The sequence below is a fragment of the Bacillus pumilus genome, assembly GCF_024498355.1.
Taxonomy (GTDB): domain Bacteria; phylum Bacillota; class Bacilli; order Bacillales; family Bacillaceae; genus Bacillus; species Bacillus pumilus_P.
Map to the genome: position 1 here is coordinate 769,781 of NZ_CP101833.1, position 14,826 is coordinate 784,606.

General features: G+C 41.1%; 16 protein-coding genes and 1 pseudogene. 11 read left to right on the forward strand and 6 right to left on the reverse strand.

What is annotated here, in order from left to right:
• The first annotated feature begins 82 nt into the window (after positions 1-82).
• From NPA43_RS03660 to NPA43_RS03680, 5 genes are all read left to right on the forward strand, one after another.
• The gene (locus NPA43_RS03660) at positions 83-1,678 is read left to right on the forward strand and encodes a sensor histidine kinase (RefSeq protein ID WP_256499650.1); all 1,596 of its coding nucleotides are present in this window, start codon (positions 83-85) and stop codon (positions 1,676-1,678) included.
• 3 nt (positions 1,679-1,681) lie between these two features.
• Positions 1,682-2,380, forward strand: a complete 699-nt coding sequence (locus tag NPA43_RS03665; protein ID WP_230031717.1) for a response regulator — start codon at positions 1,682-1,684, stop codon at positions 2,378-2,380.
• Between the two features lie 3 nt (positions 2,381-2,383).
• Positions 2,384-3,361, forward strand: coding sequence for a tripartite tricarboxylate transporter substrate-binding protein (locus NPA43_RS03670; RefSeq protein WP_099727692.1), 978 nt, complete (start codon positions 2,384-2,386; stop codon positions 3,359-3,361).
• Between the two features lie 190 nt (positions 3,362-3,551).
• Entirely contained in the window at positions 3,552-4,850 is a 1,299-nt protein-coding gene (locus NPA43_RS03675; protein ID WP_099727691.1) for an Mg(2+)/citrate complex secondary transporter CitM, read from the forward strand.
• A gap of 182 nt (positions 4,851-5,032) precedes the next feature.
• Positions 5,033-6,664 carry a M14 family metallopeptidase gene (locus NPA43_RS03680; protein ID WP_099727690.1) on the forward strand — a complete coding sequence of 544 codons (1,632 nt, stop codon included), beginning with the start codon at positions 5,033-5,035 and terminating at the stop codon, positions 6,662-6,664.
• 227 nt (positions 6,665-6,891) lie between these two features.
• Here NPA43_RS03680 and NPA43_RS03685 read toward each other — a convergent pair whose 3' ends face one another.
• The gene (locus NPA43_RS03685; protein ID WP_099727689.1) at positions 6,892-7,377 is read right to left on the reverse strand and encodes a phenolic acid decarboxylase; all 486 of its coding nucleotides are present in this window, start codon (positions 7,375-7,377) and stop codon (positions 6,892-6,894) included.
• Between the two features lie 112 nt (positions 7,378-7,489).
• Here NPA43_RS03685 and NPA43_RS03690 point away from each other — a divergent pair, with 112 nt between their 5' ends.
• Both NPA43_RS03690 and NPA43_RS03695 read left to right on the forward strand, forming a co-directional pair.
• The gene (locus NPA43_RS03690) at positions 7,490-8,047 is read left to right on the forward strand and encodes a PadR family transcriptional regulator (protein ID WP_099727688.1); all 558 of its coding nucleotides are present in this window, start codon (positions 7,490-7,492) and stop codon (positions 8,045-8,047) included.
• Between the two features lie 104 nt (positions 8,048-8,151).
• A complete protein-coding gene (locus tag NPA43_RS03695) occupies positions 8,152-9,258 on the forward strand; it encodes a nitric oxide synthase oxygenase (protein WP_099727687.1) in 1,107 nt (368 codons plus the stop codon).
• A 26-nt stretch (positions 9,259-9,284) separates the two neighbouring features.
• Here NPA43_RS03695 and NPA43_RS03700 read toward each other — a convergent pair whose 3' ends face one another.
• Positions 9,285-9,557 carry an acylphosphatase gene (locus NPA43_RS03700; RefSeq protein WP_099727686.1) on the reverse strand — a complete coding sequence of 91 codons (273 nt, stop codon included), beginning with the start codon at positions 9,555-9,557 and terminating at the stop codon, positions 9,285-9,287.
• Between the two features lie 122 nt (positions 9,558-9,679).
• On the opposite strand from NPA43_RS03700, the pseudogene NPA43_RS03705 reads away from it, so the two are divergent.
• Both NPA43_RS03705 and NPA43_RS03710 read left to right on the forward strand, forming a co-directional pair.
• Positions 9,680-9,784 (forward strand): annotated as a pseudogene (locus tag NPA43_RS03705) (MOSC domain-containing protein); the annotation flags it as partial.
• 89 nt (positions 9,785-9,873) lie between these two features.
• Positions 9,874-10,095: a hypothetical protein gene (locus NPA43_RS03710; protein WP_230031805.1), complete on the forward strand. Its 222-nt coding sequence runs from the start codon at positions 9,874-9,876 to the stop codon at positions 10,093-10,095.
• Between the two features lie 72 nt (positions 10,096-10,167).
• Here NPA43_RS03710 and NPA43_RS03715 read toward each other — a convergent pair whose 3' ends face one another.
• On the reverse strand, positions 10,168-10,920 hold the full coding sequence (locus NPA43_RS03715; protein WP_256499386.1) for a DUF6973 domain-containing protein: 753 nt from the start codon (positions 10,918-10,920) through the stop codon (positions 10,168-10,170).
• A gap of 348 nt (positions 10,921-11,268) precedes the next feature.
• On the opposite strand from NPA43_RS03715, the gene NPA43_RS03720 reads away from it, so the two are divergent.
• Complete coding sequence (locus tag NPA43_RS03720; RefSeq protein ID WP_230031587.1) at positions 11,269-11,919, forward strand: MOSC domain-containing protein; 651 nt, start codon at positions 11,269-11,271, stop codon at positions 11,917-11,919.
• A gap of 42 nt (positions 11,920-11,961) precedes the next feature.
• On the opposite strand, the gene NPA43_RS03725 is transcribed toward NPA43_RS03720, so the two are convergent.
• From NPA43_RS03725 to map, 3 genes are all read right to left on the reverse strand, one after another.
• Positions 11,962-12,099: a YflJ family protein gene (locus NPA43_RS03725; RefSeq protein WP_003214303.1), complete on the reverse strand. Its 138-nt coding sequence runs from the start codon at positions 12,097-12,099 to the stop codon at positions 11,962-11,964.
• A gap of 134 nt (positions 12,100-12,233) precedes the next feature.
• Positions 12,234-12,395, reverse strand: coding sequence for a hypothetical protein (locus NPA43_RS03730; protein WP_099727680.1), 162 nt, complete (start codon positions 12,393-12,395; stop codon positions 12,234-12,236).
• A 124-nt stretch (positions 12,396-12,519) separates the two neighbouring features.
• Positions 12,520-13,269: a type I methionyl aminopeptidase gene (gene map / locus NPA43_RS03735; RefSeq protein WP_099727679.1), complete on the reverse strand. Its 750-nt coding sequence runs from the start codon at positions 13,267-13,269 to the stop codon at positions 12,520-12,522.
• Positions 13,270-13,458: 189 nt separating this feature from the next.
• Between map and nagE the strand changes: the two genes are divergently transcribed.
• A complete protein-coding gene (nagE, locus tag NPA43_RS03740; RefSeq protein ID WP_256499387.1) occupies positions 13,459-14,823 on the forward strand; it encodes an N-acetylglucosamine-specific PTS transporter subunit IIBC in 1,365 nt (454 codons plus the stop codon).
• Positions 14,824-14,826: the final 3 nt, after the last annotated feature.

The following is a 14,826-nucleotide window of genomic DNA, read 5'->3' on the forward strand; positions in this document are numbered from 1 at the left end:
TCAACTTCGTAAGAAAAAATGATATGATTTTCTTAGAGTTTATTCGATGAATCTATTTGAATTAGGGGTTGTGGCGGTGAGGATGGGCAAAAGGAAAGTCACTTTACAAACGAAAATATTGGGATTAATTATCGGGCTTTTGCTTGTTGTCATTGCTTTATTGACCATTTGTTTTGGTTTTTTGCAGACAGCAGAAAGGCAGAGACAAGCTGAACAGCTGGCAGTGCAAACCGCTAGAACGATATCATATATGCCGCCAATTAAAGCATCGGTAGCCGCATCAGCATCTCAGAATGAAGAACAGGCAGTGCTCGAGCAAATGAAGGAGCAAGTAAGAGCACATGCCATCTTAATCACCAATCAAAAAGGAAAGGTCCTTTTTCATACGAATCATGAGCATGTTGGAAAAACCATCAGTGTATCTGAAGGAAGGAGTACCCTGCTATTTGGAGGAACCTCCATATCGACTGGTGATTCTGCTGGTGAAATCGTTGTCAGGGGCAGTGCCCCGATTATGAAAGAAACAGGACAGCATGAAGAAATTATTGGGACAGTCACCGTTGAATTTTTAAAAAGAGAAATCGATCAAGCGACAGCCCATCAACTATTCAAATTGAGTTATATCGCCCTTCTTGTTTTGCTGCCTGGCATATTCGGTGCCATTTTTTTAACAAAGAGTATTCGCAAAGATACATTAGGGCTTGAACCGCATGAAATTGCTTCATTATATCGAGAAAGAGAAGCGATGCTGCATGCCATCAAAGAAGGAATCATTGCGTTTGACCGTAAAGGTGCGATTACGATGATGAATACGTCAGCTGAACACATGCTGCGTGCTTCTTCAGCGCTGCCGCATCATATTGACCAAGTCTTGCCAAATACCAATCTTCTTTCCTATTTAAAGGCAGAGACGATTGAACCTAACATCGAAACCGTCGTCAATGATAAAACCTTTGTGTTAAATGTGAAAAAAGTGGTGCAGGACCATAGAGTATTCGGGGGAATTGTGAGCTTTCGAGAGAAAACAGAGCTGACAAAGCTGCTGGATACATTGACAGAGGTAAGCCAATATTCAGAAGACCTTAGAGCACAAACACACGAGTTCTCAAATAAGCTGTACGCCATTTTAGGCTTGCTTGAGCTGAAACAAGTGGATGAAGCCATCGACTTAATTAAGGAAGAATATACGCTTCAAAATCGTCAGCACGATTTACTCATGAAGCAAATTCGCTCTCCGAAGATACAAGCCATTTTACTCGGAAAGTTAGGCAAGGCATCTGAGAAGAAGGTCCATTTCCATATTGATGAAAATAGTTCATTGGAGCCGCTTCCAGCTCATTTGAGTTTATCTCACTTTATCACCATTATTGGCAATCTCGTAGACAATGCCTTTGAGGCCGTATTGAATAAGGAAAAGCGAGAGGTAGGCCTGTTCATCACAGATATTGGATTTGATATTATCATAGAGGTTTCTGATTCAGGTGATGGGGTGAATGAAAAAGAACTGTCACATCTTTTCACAAGAGGTCATTCATCAAAGGGAGAAGGGCGAGGCTACGGACTAGCTAATGTGAAAGAAGTATTAGATGAACTTGGGGGCTGGATTGAAGTAACGAACCAAAAAGAAGGCGGTGCCATCTTCACTGTATACATACCGAAAGGCACAAAGGGGGAATAGATTGTGATAAAGGTACTCATTGCGGAGGATGATTTTCGAATCGCTGCCATTCATGAAACCTATATACAAAAGATACAAGGCTTTCAAGTCGCTGGAAAGGCAAAGAGTGCAAATGATATGTGGGAGGCACTCCAAAAAGAACAGGTCGATCTCATTTTGCTTGACGTGTATATGCCTGATGAGCTCGGCACAAACCTTTTGCCGCTTTTAAGAGAACGTTATCCTGAAGTAGATGTCATCATTATTACTGCTGCAACGGAAACAATGCTTCTAAGAGATGCCCTTCATTATGGAGTGGTTCATTATTTAATTAAACCGGTGACAGCCCAAAAATTCACGCAAGTCTTAACCGAATATAAAGAAAAGAAGGACTTGATCAATTCAAAGGATGAAGTCAATCAAACAATGATTGATCTGTTTTTTGGCCATATGCAGGAAGAACCAAAACAAAAGGGTGACCGAGACCTGCCAACAGGCATTAATTCACTGACCTTGGACAAAGTGAAAACACTGATGGCATCAGAGAATAGCGGGATTACAGCGGAAGAACTCGGAGAAAAAATGGGCGTATCACGTACAACAGCGAGACGTTACGTAGAATATCTCGTTACAACGGGAGAATGTCGGGCAGAGCTTGCGTACGGGATCATTGGCAGACCAGAACGAAGATATTATTCTGCCAAAAAGCAAGCGGAGTCATAAAAGATGAAAAAAGGAATACTTCTTGTCATCATGATCTGCCTTTGTATGTCGCTCACCTTTAATGAAAAAACAGCAGAACATTCTTTCCAGCAGCGCAGTCCATTATATATTGTGGTGTCAGGTGTGCCTGACGGTGGATTTGACCAAACGGCTCAGGTGATGAAATCAGTGCTTGAACAAGAGAAGCTGGTGAAACGGCCTGTGAATATCCTTTATCAAAGAGACGGAACGGTGGATAAAGGATGGACGTATATGATGGAGCAAGATGCCAATTATATTAGTTTAAATTCAAGCTTATTATTGAGCCGTAATTTGCTTGGCAGCAGTAACGTAACAATGAATGATGTAACACCACTCGCCATTCTTGCTGAAGAGTGGCAGGTCGTCGCAGTCCCTGTAAATTCTCCTTTCTCAAATGGAAAGGAACTGTTAAACACACTAAAGAAAAAACCAGATTCTTTAAAGATTGGTTTTGCCCCTGACTTTGGGAATGACGATCAAATCTCGTTCGCCCGGGCAGCAGAAATGGCAGGGATTGACCCTTACCGCATTCAATTTTTGAAATTTGACAGTGCAGATGATTTATTTCAGGCGCTCATTGACCATGAGGTGGATGCAGCAACGACTACTATTACAGAGGTGCGTCATGATTATGAAAAGAAGAGGCTAAAACTCATAGCGACCACAACCAATAAGCGATTAGAGGGCTTTGAAGATGTGCCTACATGGAAAGAGCAAGGAATCCCGCTCATCTTTTCTCATTGGCGCGGTGTCATGGGACCTAAGCAAATGAATCAGCACGAGATTCGTGAATGGGATCAGCTTCTTCAAAAAATGACGCAAACCGAGTCCTGGAAAAAGCAGTTAAAACAAAAAGGCTGGACAAGTCGTTATATGAACAGTAAAGAGGCAAAGGTCTTTATGGAAGATCAATTAAGGCGTTATGAGCAATTCATACAAGGAGAAAAAGCGGTCGAGTGAGGCCGCTTTTTTATATGGCATCAAAAAGAACAACGGTTGCACAAAATGAACAAAAAGCATTTATCGACCGAAAAAGAATTAAAATTCATAATATTTACTTCAATTTCAACGTCAGATATGATGACAGAAAGGGTTGGAAATGGGATACCAATAATTAATGAAAGCGTATACAACATAAGGGGTGAATAAAGTGTTAGCAATCTTAGGATTTCTTATGATGATTGTATTTATGGTTTTGATTATGACGAAACGTATGTCTGTTCTAACGGCATTGGTATTAACACCAATTGCATTTGCTCTTATTGCAGGTTTTCATTTTACTGAAATTTCAGACATGATTGTCAAAGGTGTGCAGCAAGTCGCTCCGACAGCTGTCATGATTATGTTTGCCATTTTGTACTTCGGCATTATGATTGATGCGGGTTTATTTGATCCGATGGTGGCGAAAATCTTAAAAATCGTCAAAGGCGACCCATTAAAAATTATTGTCGGAACAGCTGTCCTGACCATGCTTGTCGCACTTGATGGTGACGGGACAACGACGTATATGATTACAACAACAGCGATGCTTCCGTTATTTACGCTGCTTGGCATCCGGCCGATTATTTTAGCAGGTATTGCGGGTGTTGGCATGGGGATTATGAATACGATTCCATGGGGCGGCGCAACACCTAGAGCGGCAAGTGCACTTGGCGTTGATCCATCACTTTTATTTGGCCCGATGATTCCAGTCATTGGCGCAGGGGTTTTGAGTATGATGATTGTCTCTTATTTTCTTGGAAAAGCCGAAAGAAAACGCCTTGGTGTGATTGAACTTGACCAGCCGATCCATGCAAATGAAATGGCAGCGGCACTGCAAGATGACATCAAACGCCCGAAACTTTGGTGGTTTAACCTGGCGCTTACTTTGTTATTGGTGCTATTGCTTGTGTCAGGAAAAGTCAGCCTAACCGTTCTATTTGTTCTTGCTTTCTGTGTGGCGATTATCGTGAACTATCCAAATTTAGATCAGCAGCGTGAGCGGATTGCGGCTCATTCAACAAACGTGTTAGCGATTGCTTCTATGATTTTTGCGGCAGGTGTTTTTACAGGTATTTTAACTGGGACGAAAATGGTCGATGAAATGGCGATTTCGATTGTATCTGCTATTCCAGAGCAGCTTGGCGGATTTATTCCAGTCATTGTCGCGTTAACAAGCGGGATATTTACTTTCTTTATGCCGAATGATGCATACTTTTATGGGGTACTGCCGATCCTATCAGAAACAGCGGCAGCATACGGTGTCGATAAAATTGAGATTGCCAGAGCGTCTATTATTGGTCAGCCGATTCATATGTTAAGTCCACTTGTTCCATCGACTCATTTACTTGTTGGACTTGTTGGGGTATCACTGGATCGTCATCAGAAATTTGGGATGAAATGGGCTGTGCTTGCGGTCGTCGCCATGACCGTCATGGCGGTTCTCATTGGAGCCATTTCCATTTGGTGAATAGAAGAGTGTCCTGCTGTATAGAGCAGGCACTTTTTTTTAGGTCATATTGCCGAGCGAGCTCCATTCATTTGCCCTATACAAAGAAATGCCTGTTCCTCCAAAAGATATATTTTTGAAAAATACTGACACTTTGTCTGTTTTTTTCTTTATAATGCAAATCAACGAAGGGAGAGGATAGCATGTCCAAACGAAAAGGAACAATTCTTTTTGCTGCTGTATGCCTCATAACAGGCAGTTTGTCGATGATGACTCCAGCCTCAGCAAACGCAGACACCCCTTATTATGGAAAAAGTTATGAACAGCCAGCCTCAGTCAAAAAGCTATACCCTGAGCCTGACGAGACGTTCGACACACCTGCCTTTCAGAAAAAAGGAGACACATTTACGACTCAAGAAGAGCTTCAACATTTCTTACGTGACATTGTCCGCAAAAGTCCTTACGCCACGCAGAAACAGATTGGAACATCCATTGATGGCCGGTCTATTCCAGCTCTCTACTTTACAAAGGATCGTCACATCTCTCCACTTTCAAAAAAGCCAACGATCTGGCTTCAAGCACAAATACACGGAAATGAGCCAGCCTCCGGCGAATCTGCTCTTGTTATCGCGAAACGACTAGCAGGTGAAGAAGGAGAGCGTGTACTCAATCATGTCAATATCATCATCGTCCCAAGGATCAACCCAGATGGTTCATATGCCTTTGACCGCAGGCTTGCAAACGGAATGGACGGGAACCGTGATCATATGACATTAGAATCTCCAGAACTCACAGCCTTGCATCAAGAATTTAATCGTTATGCGCCAGAGGTGGTCATTGATGCCCATGAATACGATGTAGGCCAAAAGCAGTTTGAAGATGTTGGCTCATCAGGCGCCCTCAAATATCATGATTTACTCATTTTATCGGGTAAGAATTTGAACATTCCTGAAAGCATTCGTCTGACATCAAATGAGTTGTATGTGAACGGAGTTCGGGAAACGCTGACGAACAAAGGATTTTCTAATGACCTATATTATACAAACACAAGAGGGAAGGATGGAAAGATCGATCTCTATGAAGGCGGAACGGATGCACGAATTGGCCGAAATGCCCTTGCACTCTCGCCAGCTATATCATTTCTTGTAGAAAGCAGGGGGATTGGAATTGGAAGGGAGGACTTTGCCCGCCGCGTCGCAGCACAAGTCACCACTCATGAAAAAATCATTGAGACAACGGTGAAGCATGCCAAACAAGTCAAGCAGCAAATGGTGACGGAGCGGCTGAAACTGGTGAAAAAGGGTCTTCAAACAAACGATGACGATCAAGTGGTCATTCAAGATGATTTCAAAGCACCTGTGAACGATTCACTCGAAATGGTGGATATTGAGAAAGGACAGACCATCGATGTCCCTGTGCGTTTTCATAGTGCGAGCGATGCAGTTCCCGTATTGACAAGAGAGCGACCGACAGCTTATCTCATTCTCCCAGGTCATGAAGGGGTAGAGAGGAAGCTCAGAACATTAGGATTAAAAAGTGTCACATTGCCTGTTGGCGTGAAAGTGCCAGTACAAGCCTATCAGGTGACACAGCGAGAGGAAAAGAGCAAAACAGACATTCAGCTTGAAACAAGACTCGTTGAAAAGAAACGTCAGCTGCCAAAAGGAACCAAGGTGTATTTGACAGCACAGCCACAAACCAATTTGCTGTCACTTGCCCTTGAACCAGAATCAAAAGATAGCTATATGTCATCAGGGTTTATTGCTTCGAAAGCAGGCGATGAACTGCCAGTCTATCGTTTCTTGCTTCATCAGAAGACGTTAGGGATCAAATAAAAAAGCGGCACGCATTGTGCCGCTTTCAGATTGTTGACAAAGGGCTAAAATGATTTTTATTTTAGCCCTTTGTCTTCTTTTCAGCGTGATAGAAAACCTTTGAAGTCTAGGAAGGACGAGCATCGGAGCGGAGCGAATTTGACATTCGTGAGCACCGGCGCGCAGACCTGACAACGAATGCGAGGGTTTGTCTACACGCTGAAGCGGCACGCATTGTGCCGCTTTTACTATTTTCGCCCAGCTCTTATTTCATCTGTCATGCCTTCGTACGGTGCTTCTGCGATAATCGTTTCGTCATTTACACCTGCATGGTTCATATACGTAATGTCAGCGAATTCTGGAACAACATATTTCGGATATGTTTCGTATTTTTCACGAGATTGTTTCATGAGATCGATGTAGTCATTTTGATAGCAAACCGTGATATCTGGACGTTCATGCACCCATTTTGGGAAGAAGATGACGCCATGCATACGTTTTTCCTCAGGCATAAAGTTCAGAGAAACGTCTGTCCCCGTTGGTTCTGTCCAGGAGACTTTGTAGACGCCTTTTGTCAGCTTCACAATATTCACTTCTTGATCACGGACCCAGCGGCCTCCGACCATTCCGCTATGAATGCGGTAATCAATGGTGTGATCGTTTTTAATGTAAATCTCATATTCCCAGCCATTTTCATACGTATAAATCATATGAAGTCCAACGAATTGTTCCATGTTTATTCCTTCTTTCATTAGAATGATGTTGTTTCAAACATGTCATGATTTACATGTTTATTTTAGAGTGTATGGTATACTATTGTCAAAGAATATGCGTTGGAGGCCCATCATGAGAGTACTGAAATATGCCATTCTTGGCTTACTAGATCAGCGTGAGCTGACAGGATATGATATCACAAAACACTTTAAGGATTCCCTTGGACAGTTTTGGAGTGCCAAGCACAGCCAAATCTACCCCGAGCTGAAGCGTTTAACGGAAGAAGGGTTTATTGAATTTGATATTCATATACAAGGAAAGAAGCTGGAGAAGAAGGTTTATCAAATCACAGAAGCAGGAAAAACGGACTTGCATAAGTGGCTAAGGACAAAAGACCCGATTCCAGAAACATCAAAGGATGAATTTATGCTAAAAACATTCTTTATCTCCTCCATGGATAAAAAGGAAGCGGCTGATCTGTTTTCATATCAACTACTAGAGCGGACCAAAAAAGTAGACATGCTTAAACAGAAGCTGAATGCTTTAACGGAGGAAGATCCTTCCACCCAATCGCTGCATTCAGCGCAATTTGGGCATTACTTAGTGCTGACAAGGGCAATTGAAAGAGAAAAAGGGTATGTTCACTGGCTCCAAAAGACCCTTGAGCTCATTAATTCATCCACTGTCTAAGGACAATAGTCGGATGACATGATAAAAAATGGTTTGAAACAAGTGAATTTATTAATAGAAACCGCTACAATGGATATATTCGTATTAAAGTGAGGCGAGTATGTTTGAGTAACCAAGAAGCGTTGTGGAATGAAGCAGAAGCTTTTGTTTCTTTATGCTATGAAGAATTAAACAAATCAAATGAAGAGAAAGCAGCACGTCTGCATGAAATAAAAAAAGAAATAGAGTCTGAAGGTATATACACCCATACACCAGAAGAGCTAGCTCACGGGGCGAAAATGGCTTGGCGCAACAGCAACCGCTGCATTGGTCGTTTATTTTGGTCGACCCTGCATGTTCACGACTGCCGGCATGTGAAGACAGAGGATGAGGTGAAAGAGGCGCTCTTTCATCATATTAAGTATGCGACAAATGGCGGGAAAATCAAACCGTCCATCACGATCTTTCCGCCAGAGCAAGAGGGACGGAAGGATGTCGTCATTTATAATCATCAGCTTGTTCGTTATGCAGGCTATGAAACGGAATATGGCATCATCGGCGACGAGGCATCCCTTGAATTAACAAAGTTGTGTGAAGCCTATGGCTGGAAAGGGGAGGGGACGCATTTTGATCTTCTGCCGCTTATGTTTCAGCTAAAAGGTCAGCCGCCGGTTCTGTATGATCTTCCGAAAGAGATCGTCCAAGAAGTCGAGATTACCCATCCTGAATATGAAGGCTTTCATGATTTAGGGCTGAAATGGTACGCTGTTCCGATTATTGCGGATATGAAATTAGAGATTGGCGGTATACATTACAATGCAGCACCGTTCAATGGCTGGTATATGGGCACAGAAATTGGCGCACGTAATCTAGCCGATGAAAATCGCTACAATATGCTGAAAAAAGTCGCTTCGATTTTAGGACTGGACACGACAAAGAATGCGTCGCTTTGGAAGGACAAAGCCATTGTTGAGTTGAATGTGGCGGTTCTTCATTCTTACCGAGAAGCAGGGGTGACCATTGTTGATCACCATACAGCAGCACATCAATTCAAACAATTTGAAAAGCAGGAAGAAAAGGCTGACCGCAAGCTGACTGGGGACTGGACATGGCTGATTCCACCGGTATCACCAGCTGCTACCCACATCTTCCACAAGCATTACGACAATACCATTGTGAAGCCGAATTATTTTTATCAGGAAAAGCCCTATCATGGAACAGAAAAAGCCTAGCGAGAGCTAGGTTTTTTATGAAAAATTCATCCTTTGATGCGAAAATCCTTATAATGAGCTAATTCGGTGAGCGGCTCCATCTGCATATCTGTGACTTTTGAAAAAGGGCTTCCTTTTCGAACGGTCTTTAAGAAATCAAGCACTTCCTGCTGCTCACCTTCTACCTTTAACTCGACATGACCTTCATCTGTGTTGCGTACCCAGCCTTTCATCCCACGATTGACGGCTTCTCCTTGGACAAAATAACGAAATCCGACCCCTTGCACTCGTCCTTTTACAATGGCGTGATAATGAACCAATATCATCTCTCCTTTTTTCTCATCGTACCATAGCCAGCATCGTTCCTTCACACATCGACTTTGATTTGGCTGTCAAACGATGTAAAATAAAAGCAATGAGACAACCAAAGGAGATGGTCATCGTGGGACAGAAAAGGTACGACATAGAAGGAATTCAAGTAGGACAACCTATCACCACTAATGCAAATGGAAAAGAAATCAAAACAGCCATCAACAAAAGGCGTATTGATCATGTTAATTCTCTGCTAGTTGAGTTTGAATAAGTTAATAAGTAAGAATGATGATACAGTAGAGTAAAAATAGAGGAGGTGCAGTTTTGAAGTTAACTTTATCATTTTTATCATTTTTTATGTCAATAGTAATTTTGTCTTCCTGTGAAAAAGAGTATAGTAGTGATTATGTACGATGGGGAGAGAAAATTGACAGAGGAAATTCTATAGAGTTGCTAGAAAAGCATAACATTCCTTATAAGTTAAAAAAGGGGATAATTTACATTCCTGAAGATGCTGTGAATAAAGCTGTATATTGTTGTTCGTAAGTTTTAATTCTATATAGTACGGCTAGTTAAGAAACATTGTATTTCTTAACTAGCCGTAAATATTTATAGGATTTATTTACCTGTAACTCCATTTGTAGCAGTTAATTGACCTTTTACAATTCTCACCAAGGAACCTTGCTTAACCATAGTTCTAATTGATTTGCTAAATTGGGTATTGGTATTGTAATATTTTGTAACTCCTAATTGTCTTCCTTGCTCATTATTATATAAATCCATTTCTCTATCAGCACCTTTGCTGTTTTGCTCATGAGCAGTTGTCCATACTTTTGCTCTATTATAACCATGATTTGGGCCTTTCATTGTTCCTCCAAAATTAGGCACCAAGATAGCATTCCAATATGTGTGTCTAAAAGCATCTCCATTTCCTTGCCAAAGTTGAGATTTCCCAAAATATTTATTTGTTTCATCACTTGCATTCTTTGCTGTGGATGCGTAAGTAACAAATTCTACAGGGTGTTGCCTAGCTAACTCAACTTCTTTTTCTGTTAAATCACTAAAGCCAGGAATATAAGAATAACCTGTTTTCATCGTAGTCATTATAAATTCTCTTGTTTTATTTGTGAGGGTACTTTTTATTTCTTGTGTCGCAAATCTATTCATTTCTTCTTCAGTATATTCATTGTCTTTATTCTTTATATCTAATTTTTTTCTAATCTGATCCAGTTCAGCAAAGTCGATTTTGATAACTTCATCTTTTGTTAAAAAATTTGTTGCTTCTTCCTCATTACTTTCAATAGCAGATACAGAAGTGGGGATAAATACTAAACAAAATAGTGCAAATGAAAGTATCATAATTTTTTTCATGCCATATCATCCTTTTTAATTGTATTTTACTTAAATAATAGTACCATTTAATAGAGTGATTTAACCTTAAAATCACATTAAATATAATTCTAAGTATATTTTCTTTTTATTATTGCTTTTTGTATGTTTTACAGGAAATATCAAAAATTACTGAGAAATAAAGTATTTTGAAGCCTATTATGCTACTAAATTTATAAAATAGATGATTCATCTTTGTTTTTTAGAATTCGCTTGGTCCTTTTTTCTCATCGTACCATAGCCAGCATCGTTCCTTCACGCATCGACTTTGATTTGGCTGTCAAACGATGTAAAATAAAAGCAATGAGACAACCAAAGGAGATGGCCATAGTGGGACAGAAAAGCTACGACATAGAAGGGATTCAAGTAGGACAACCTATCACCACTAATGCAAATGGAAAAGAAATCAAAACAGCCATCAACAAAAGGCGTATTCATGAACCTGTGTATTTGAGCAAGCTCAATTTTGAGGGAGATGGCCAAGGTGATTTGGTTCATCACGGGGGCTATGATAAAGCGATCTGCGTCTTTCCATATGATCATTATGATTACTTTGAGCAATTTTTAGGTGTTTCGTTACAGGAGGCGGCCTTCGGCGAGAACTTGACAGTGCATCAACTTGTGGAGACAGAGGTGTGCATTGGAGATGTGTTTCAGCTTGGAGAAGCGCTTGTTGAGGTTAGTCAGCCAAGACAGCCATGTGTGAAGCTATCCCTTAAGCACGGCAACATGAAGCTTGTGAAGGAAGTGCAGCAAACTGGGTATACAGGCTTTTATTTGCGTGTGTTAAAAGAAGGAATGGTGTCGCCTGATGAACCTCTTGTGTTAGTAGAGAAAGCGTTCCATCAGATTACGGTTCATGAGGTCAACGAAGTAAAATACCATCAAGCAGATCCACAGAGGCTGAAAGCCGTTCTTGAAGTAGATGCCTTGGCAGATGCAGTGAGGAATTCTTTAGAAAAACGAATCCGGCATATTTAAAAAAAGCCGTACATCAGCACAAGATGTACGGCTTTTCAGCGTTTATGAGCTTGGTTTCTTTTGCTCAAGAAGATTTGCAAGGAAATAAGTTTTTAAGCTTTGAAGCTTTCTTCCTTCATGCTTGGTCACACCAAGCTTCTTTAATTCTTCGACATACCAGCCTTTGCTACCATAATGCATGATAGAAAACTCCTTTCAATTGGAACTGCATGCATTGTAACATCTCAAAAAAGGACGTGAAAAGTGTGCAGGTGTTAAGAAATGAAAACTGATTCTATCTGCCTATGGTGCATGTATATGCTGGAAATGATGAATTATGAATTGGGTGGATTGAGGGTGACAATGATCATCCCGATCGTCATAATCATGATGACAACACCAAGATATGTCATCATGGATTGTTTTTTCTTGAGACCCACAACCGTTAAGATAATACTTTCGATGAAAAAGATGACACCAATGATGATGAACCACATATCAAATAAGACCCCTTTCGCATATCTTTGCCTATTTTACCACAGGCATTTTTGTTTAGTCGTGACAGATTCGTGAAAGGGATACGAAAAAAACCCCTCCATTGAAAGGAGAGGATGGATTGACTTACAGCTTTGTTAAAATAATCGGTTCATCTTTTGTGATCACAATGGTATGTTCAATCTGTGCCACCAGGCTTTTATCTGGCGTTTTAAATGTCCAGCCATCATCAGCCTGATAAATGGATTCAGCATTTGTTGAAATAAAAGGTTCAAAGGCAATGACTGTGCCATTCTTAAACAAAGCATTATCGAATGGATCATAATAATTCAAAATATGGTTTGGTGCTTCGTGTAGACTTTTCCCAATGCCGTGTCCTGTCAGGTTTTTAATCACTGTAAAACCTTGTTCTTTGGCGGTATTGTAAACCGCACGGCCAATTTGGTTTTGTCTTTTACCGGCTTTTGCATGCTTTAACCCTTCAAGGAATGCATCCTCCGCACACTGGCATAATGCTTTAAGCCGAGCATCACCTGTGCCTAGTACGAATGAAATTCCAGTATCGGAATAATATCCATCAAGCTCTGCTGAGATATCAATATTAATGAGGTCTCCCTCTTGTAAAATGGTTTTTTCACTTGGAATACCGTGTGCGACTTCATCGTTCACGCTAATACAAGTGGTACCAGGAAAGTCATATTCCTTTTCAGGCGCTGAATTGGCCCCATGCTCTTCTAATATTTTTTTCCCAATCAAATCTAATTCCTTTGTAGACATGCCTGGCTTCGCTTGGCTTTTCATTTCTTCTCTTGCCAAAGCGACAATTCGGCCGACTTTTTTTAAGGCTTCTAACTCATGATCATGTTTGACAATCACTGTTCATTCCCGCTTTCTATAACTTCATTCTATTCAATAGCTTACCACATTTTATGCTAAAAGAGTAAAGGGCGGGATTTCTAGTAGATATGGACAAATTGGTATAGATAACTAGACGTGCATATGATATATTTTTTATGAACATCATGAGTGATTTGGTCATGATGATGACAAAGGGGGGAAATTCAGATGGTGTTTCAGTTTTTTCAAAAGTTAGGAAAATCATTTATGCTTCCAATCGCTGTGCTTCCTGCAGCAGGTATTATTTTGGCCATTGGACGGGAGGATGTATTCAATATCCCGTTTATTCATGCGGCAGGGAATGCAATTTTTGCGAATTTGGCTTTGATTTTTGCAATAGGTATAGCGATCGGCATTTCAAAGGATGGTAACGGAGCAGCGGCGTTATCAGGGGCCATCTCTTATTTCATATTGTCAGCAGGTACAACGTCGATTAACTCGACCAACAATATGGGGGTATTGGGCGGTATTTTATGCGGGCTCTTAGCAGGTTACGTTTACAATCAATTTAAGGATACGAAACTGCCGGAATACTTAGGTTTCTTTAGCGGAAGACGGCTTGTGCCAATTATGACAGCACTTTTCACCATTCTATTAGCAGCCGTTTTCGGTTATGTATGGCCTCCGATTCAAAGTGTGATCAATGATTTAGGGGAATGGATTTTAAGTCTTGGTGCAACGGGTGCGGGGCTGTTTGGTTTCTTTAACCGATTGCTCATTCCACTAGGACTTCACCATGTGCTTAATAACTTATTCTGGTTTCAATTTGGGGACTTCAACGGGGCAACAGGGGACTTAGCGCGATTCTTTAAAGGAGATCCAAGTGCAGGCGTCTTTATGACCGGGTTCTTCCCAGTGATGATGTTTGGTCTGCCAGCGGCATGTCTAGCCATGATTGTAACAGCAAAGCCAGAAAAGAGAAAAGCAACAGCTGGTCTGATGATTGGAATGGCGCTAACGTCATTTATTACAGGGATCACAGAACCAATTGAATTTTCATTTATGTTTTTATCTCCACTTTTATATGGTGTCCATGCTATATTAACTGGTCTGTCACTCTTTATCGTGAACACCCTGGGGATTCATAGCGGCTTCGCCTTTTCAGCAGGTGCGATTGATTACGTCTTAAGCTTTGGCATTGCTCAAAAACCAATCATGCTGCTTGTGGTTGGGGTGATTTATGGCGTTATCTACTTTGTTGTCTTCTATTTCCTCATTAAACTGTTAAAGCTGAAAACACCGGGCAGAGAAGATGATGACATTGAAGATATCCCAGCAGATGCTGCAAATACTGCCGGAGCGAGTATGCTCGTAGAGGGGCTTGGCGGCAAAGACAATATCACCACCATTGATCATTGTGCCACCCGCCTTCGCTTAACAGTAGAGGATACAAATTTATTGAACGAAGGCACATTGAAAAAAGCAGGTGCTAAAGGGGTACTGACTTCAGGGAAAACATCCGTACAAATCATCATTGGAACGAATGTGGAATTTGTCGCAGATGATCTCCGCAAGGAAGTCGATCGAGATTAAAAA

Coding starts and splice junctions, on each gene's coding strand:
- NPA43_RS03660 (WP_256499650.1), top strand. CDS start 83: ATGGGCAAAAGGAAAGTCACTTTACAAACGAAAATATTGGGATTAATT.
- NPA43_RS03670 (WP_099727692.1), top strand. CDS start 2,384: ATGAAAAAAGGAATACTTCTTGTCATCATGATCTGCCTTTGTATGTCG.
- NPA43_RS03680 (WP_099727690.1), top strand. CDS start 5,033: ATGTCCAAACGAAAAGGAACAATTCTTTTTGCTGCTGTATGCCTCATA.
- NPA43_RS03685 (WP_099727689.1), bottom strand. CDS start 7,377: ATGGAACAATTCGTTGGACTTCATATGATTTATACGTATGAAAATGGC.
- NPA43_RS03690 (WP_099727688.1), top strand. CDS start 7,490: ATGAGAGTACTGAAATATGCCATTCTTGGCTTACTAGATCAGCGTGAG.
- NPA43_RS03715 (WP_256499386.1), bottom strand. CDS start 10,920: ATGAAAAAAATTATGATACTTTCATTTGCACTATTTTGTTTAGTATTT.
- NPA43_RS03725 (WP_003214303.1), bottom strand. CDS start 12,099: ATGCATTATGGTAGCAAAGGCTGGTATGTCGAAGAATTAAAGAAGCTT.
- NPA43_RS03730 (WP_099727680.1), bottom strand. CDS start 12,395: ATGTGGTTCATCATCATTGGTGTCATCTTTTTCATCGAAAGTATTATC.
- nagE (WP_256499387.1), top strand. CDS start 13,459: ATGGTGTTTCAGTTTTTTCAAAAGTTAGGAAAATCATTTATGCTTCCA.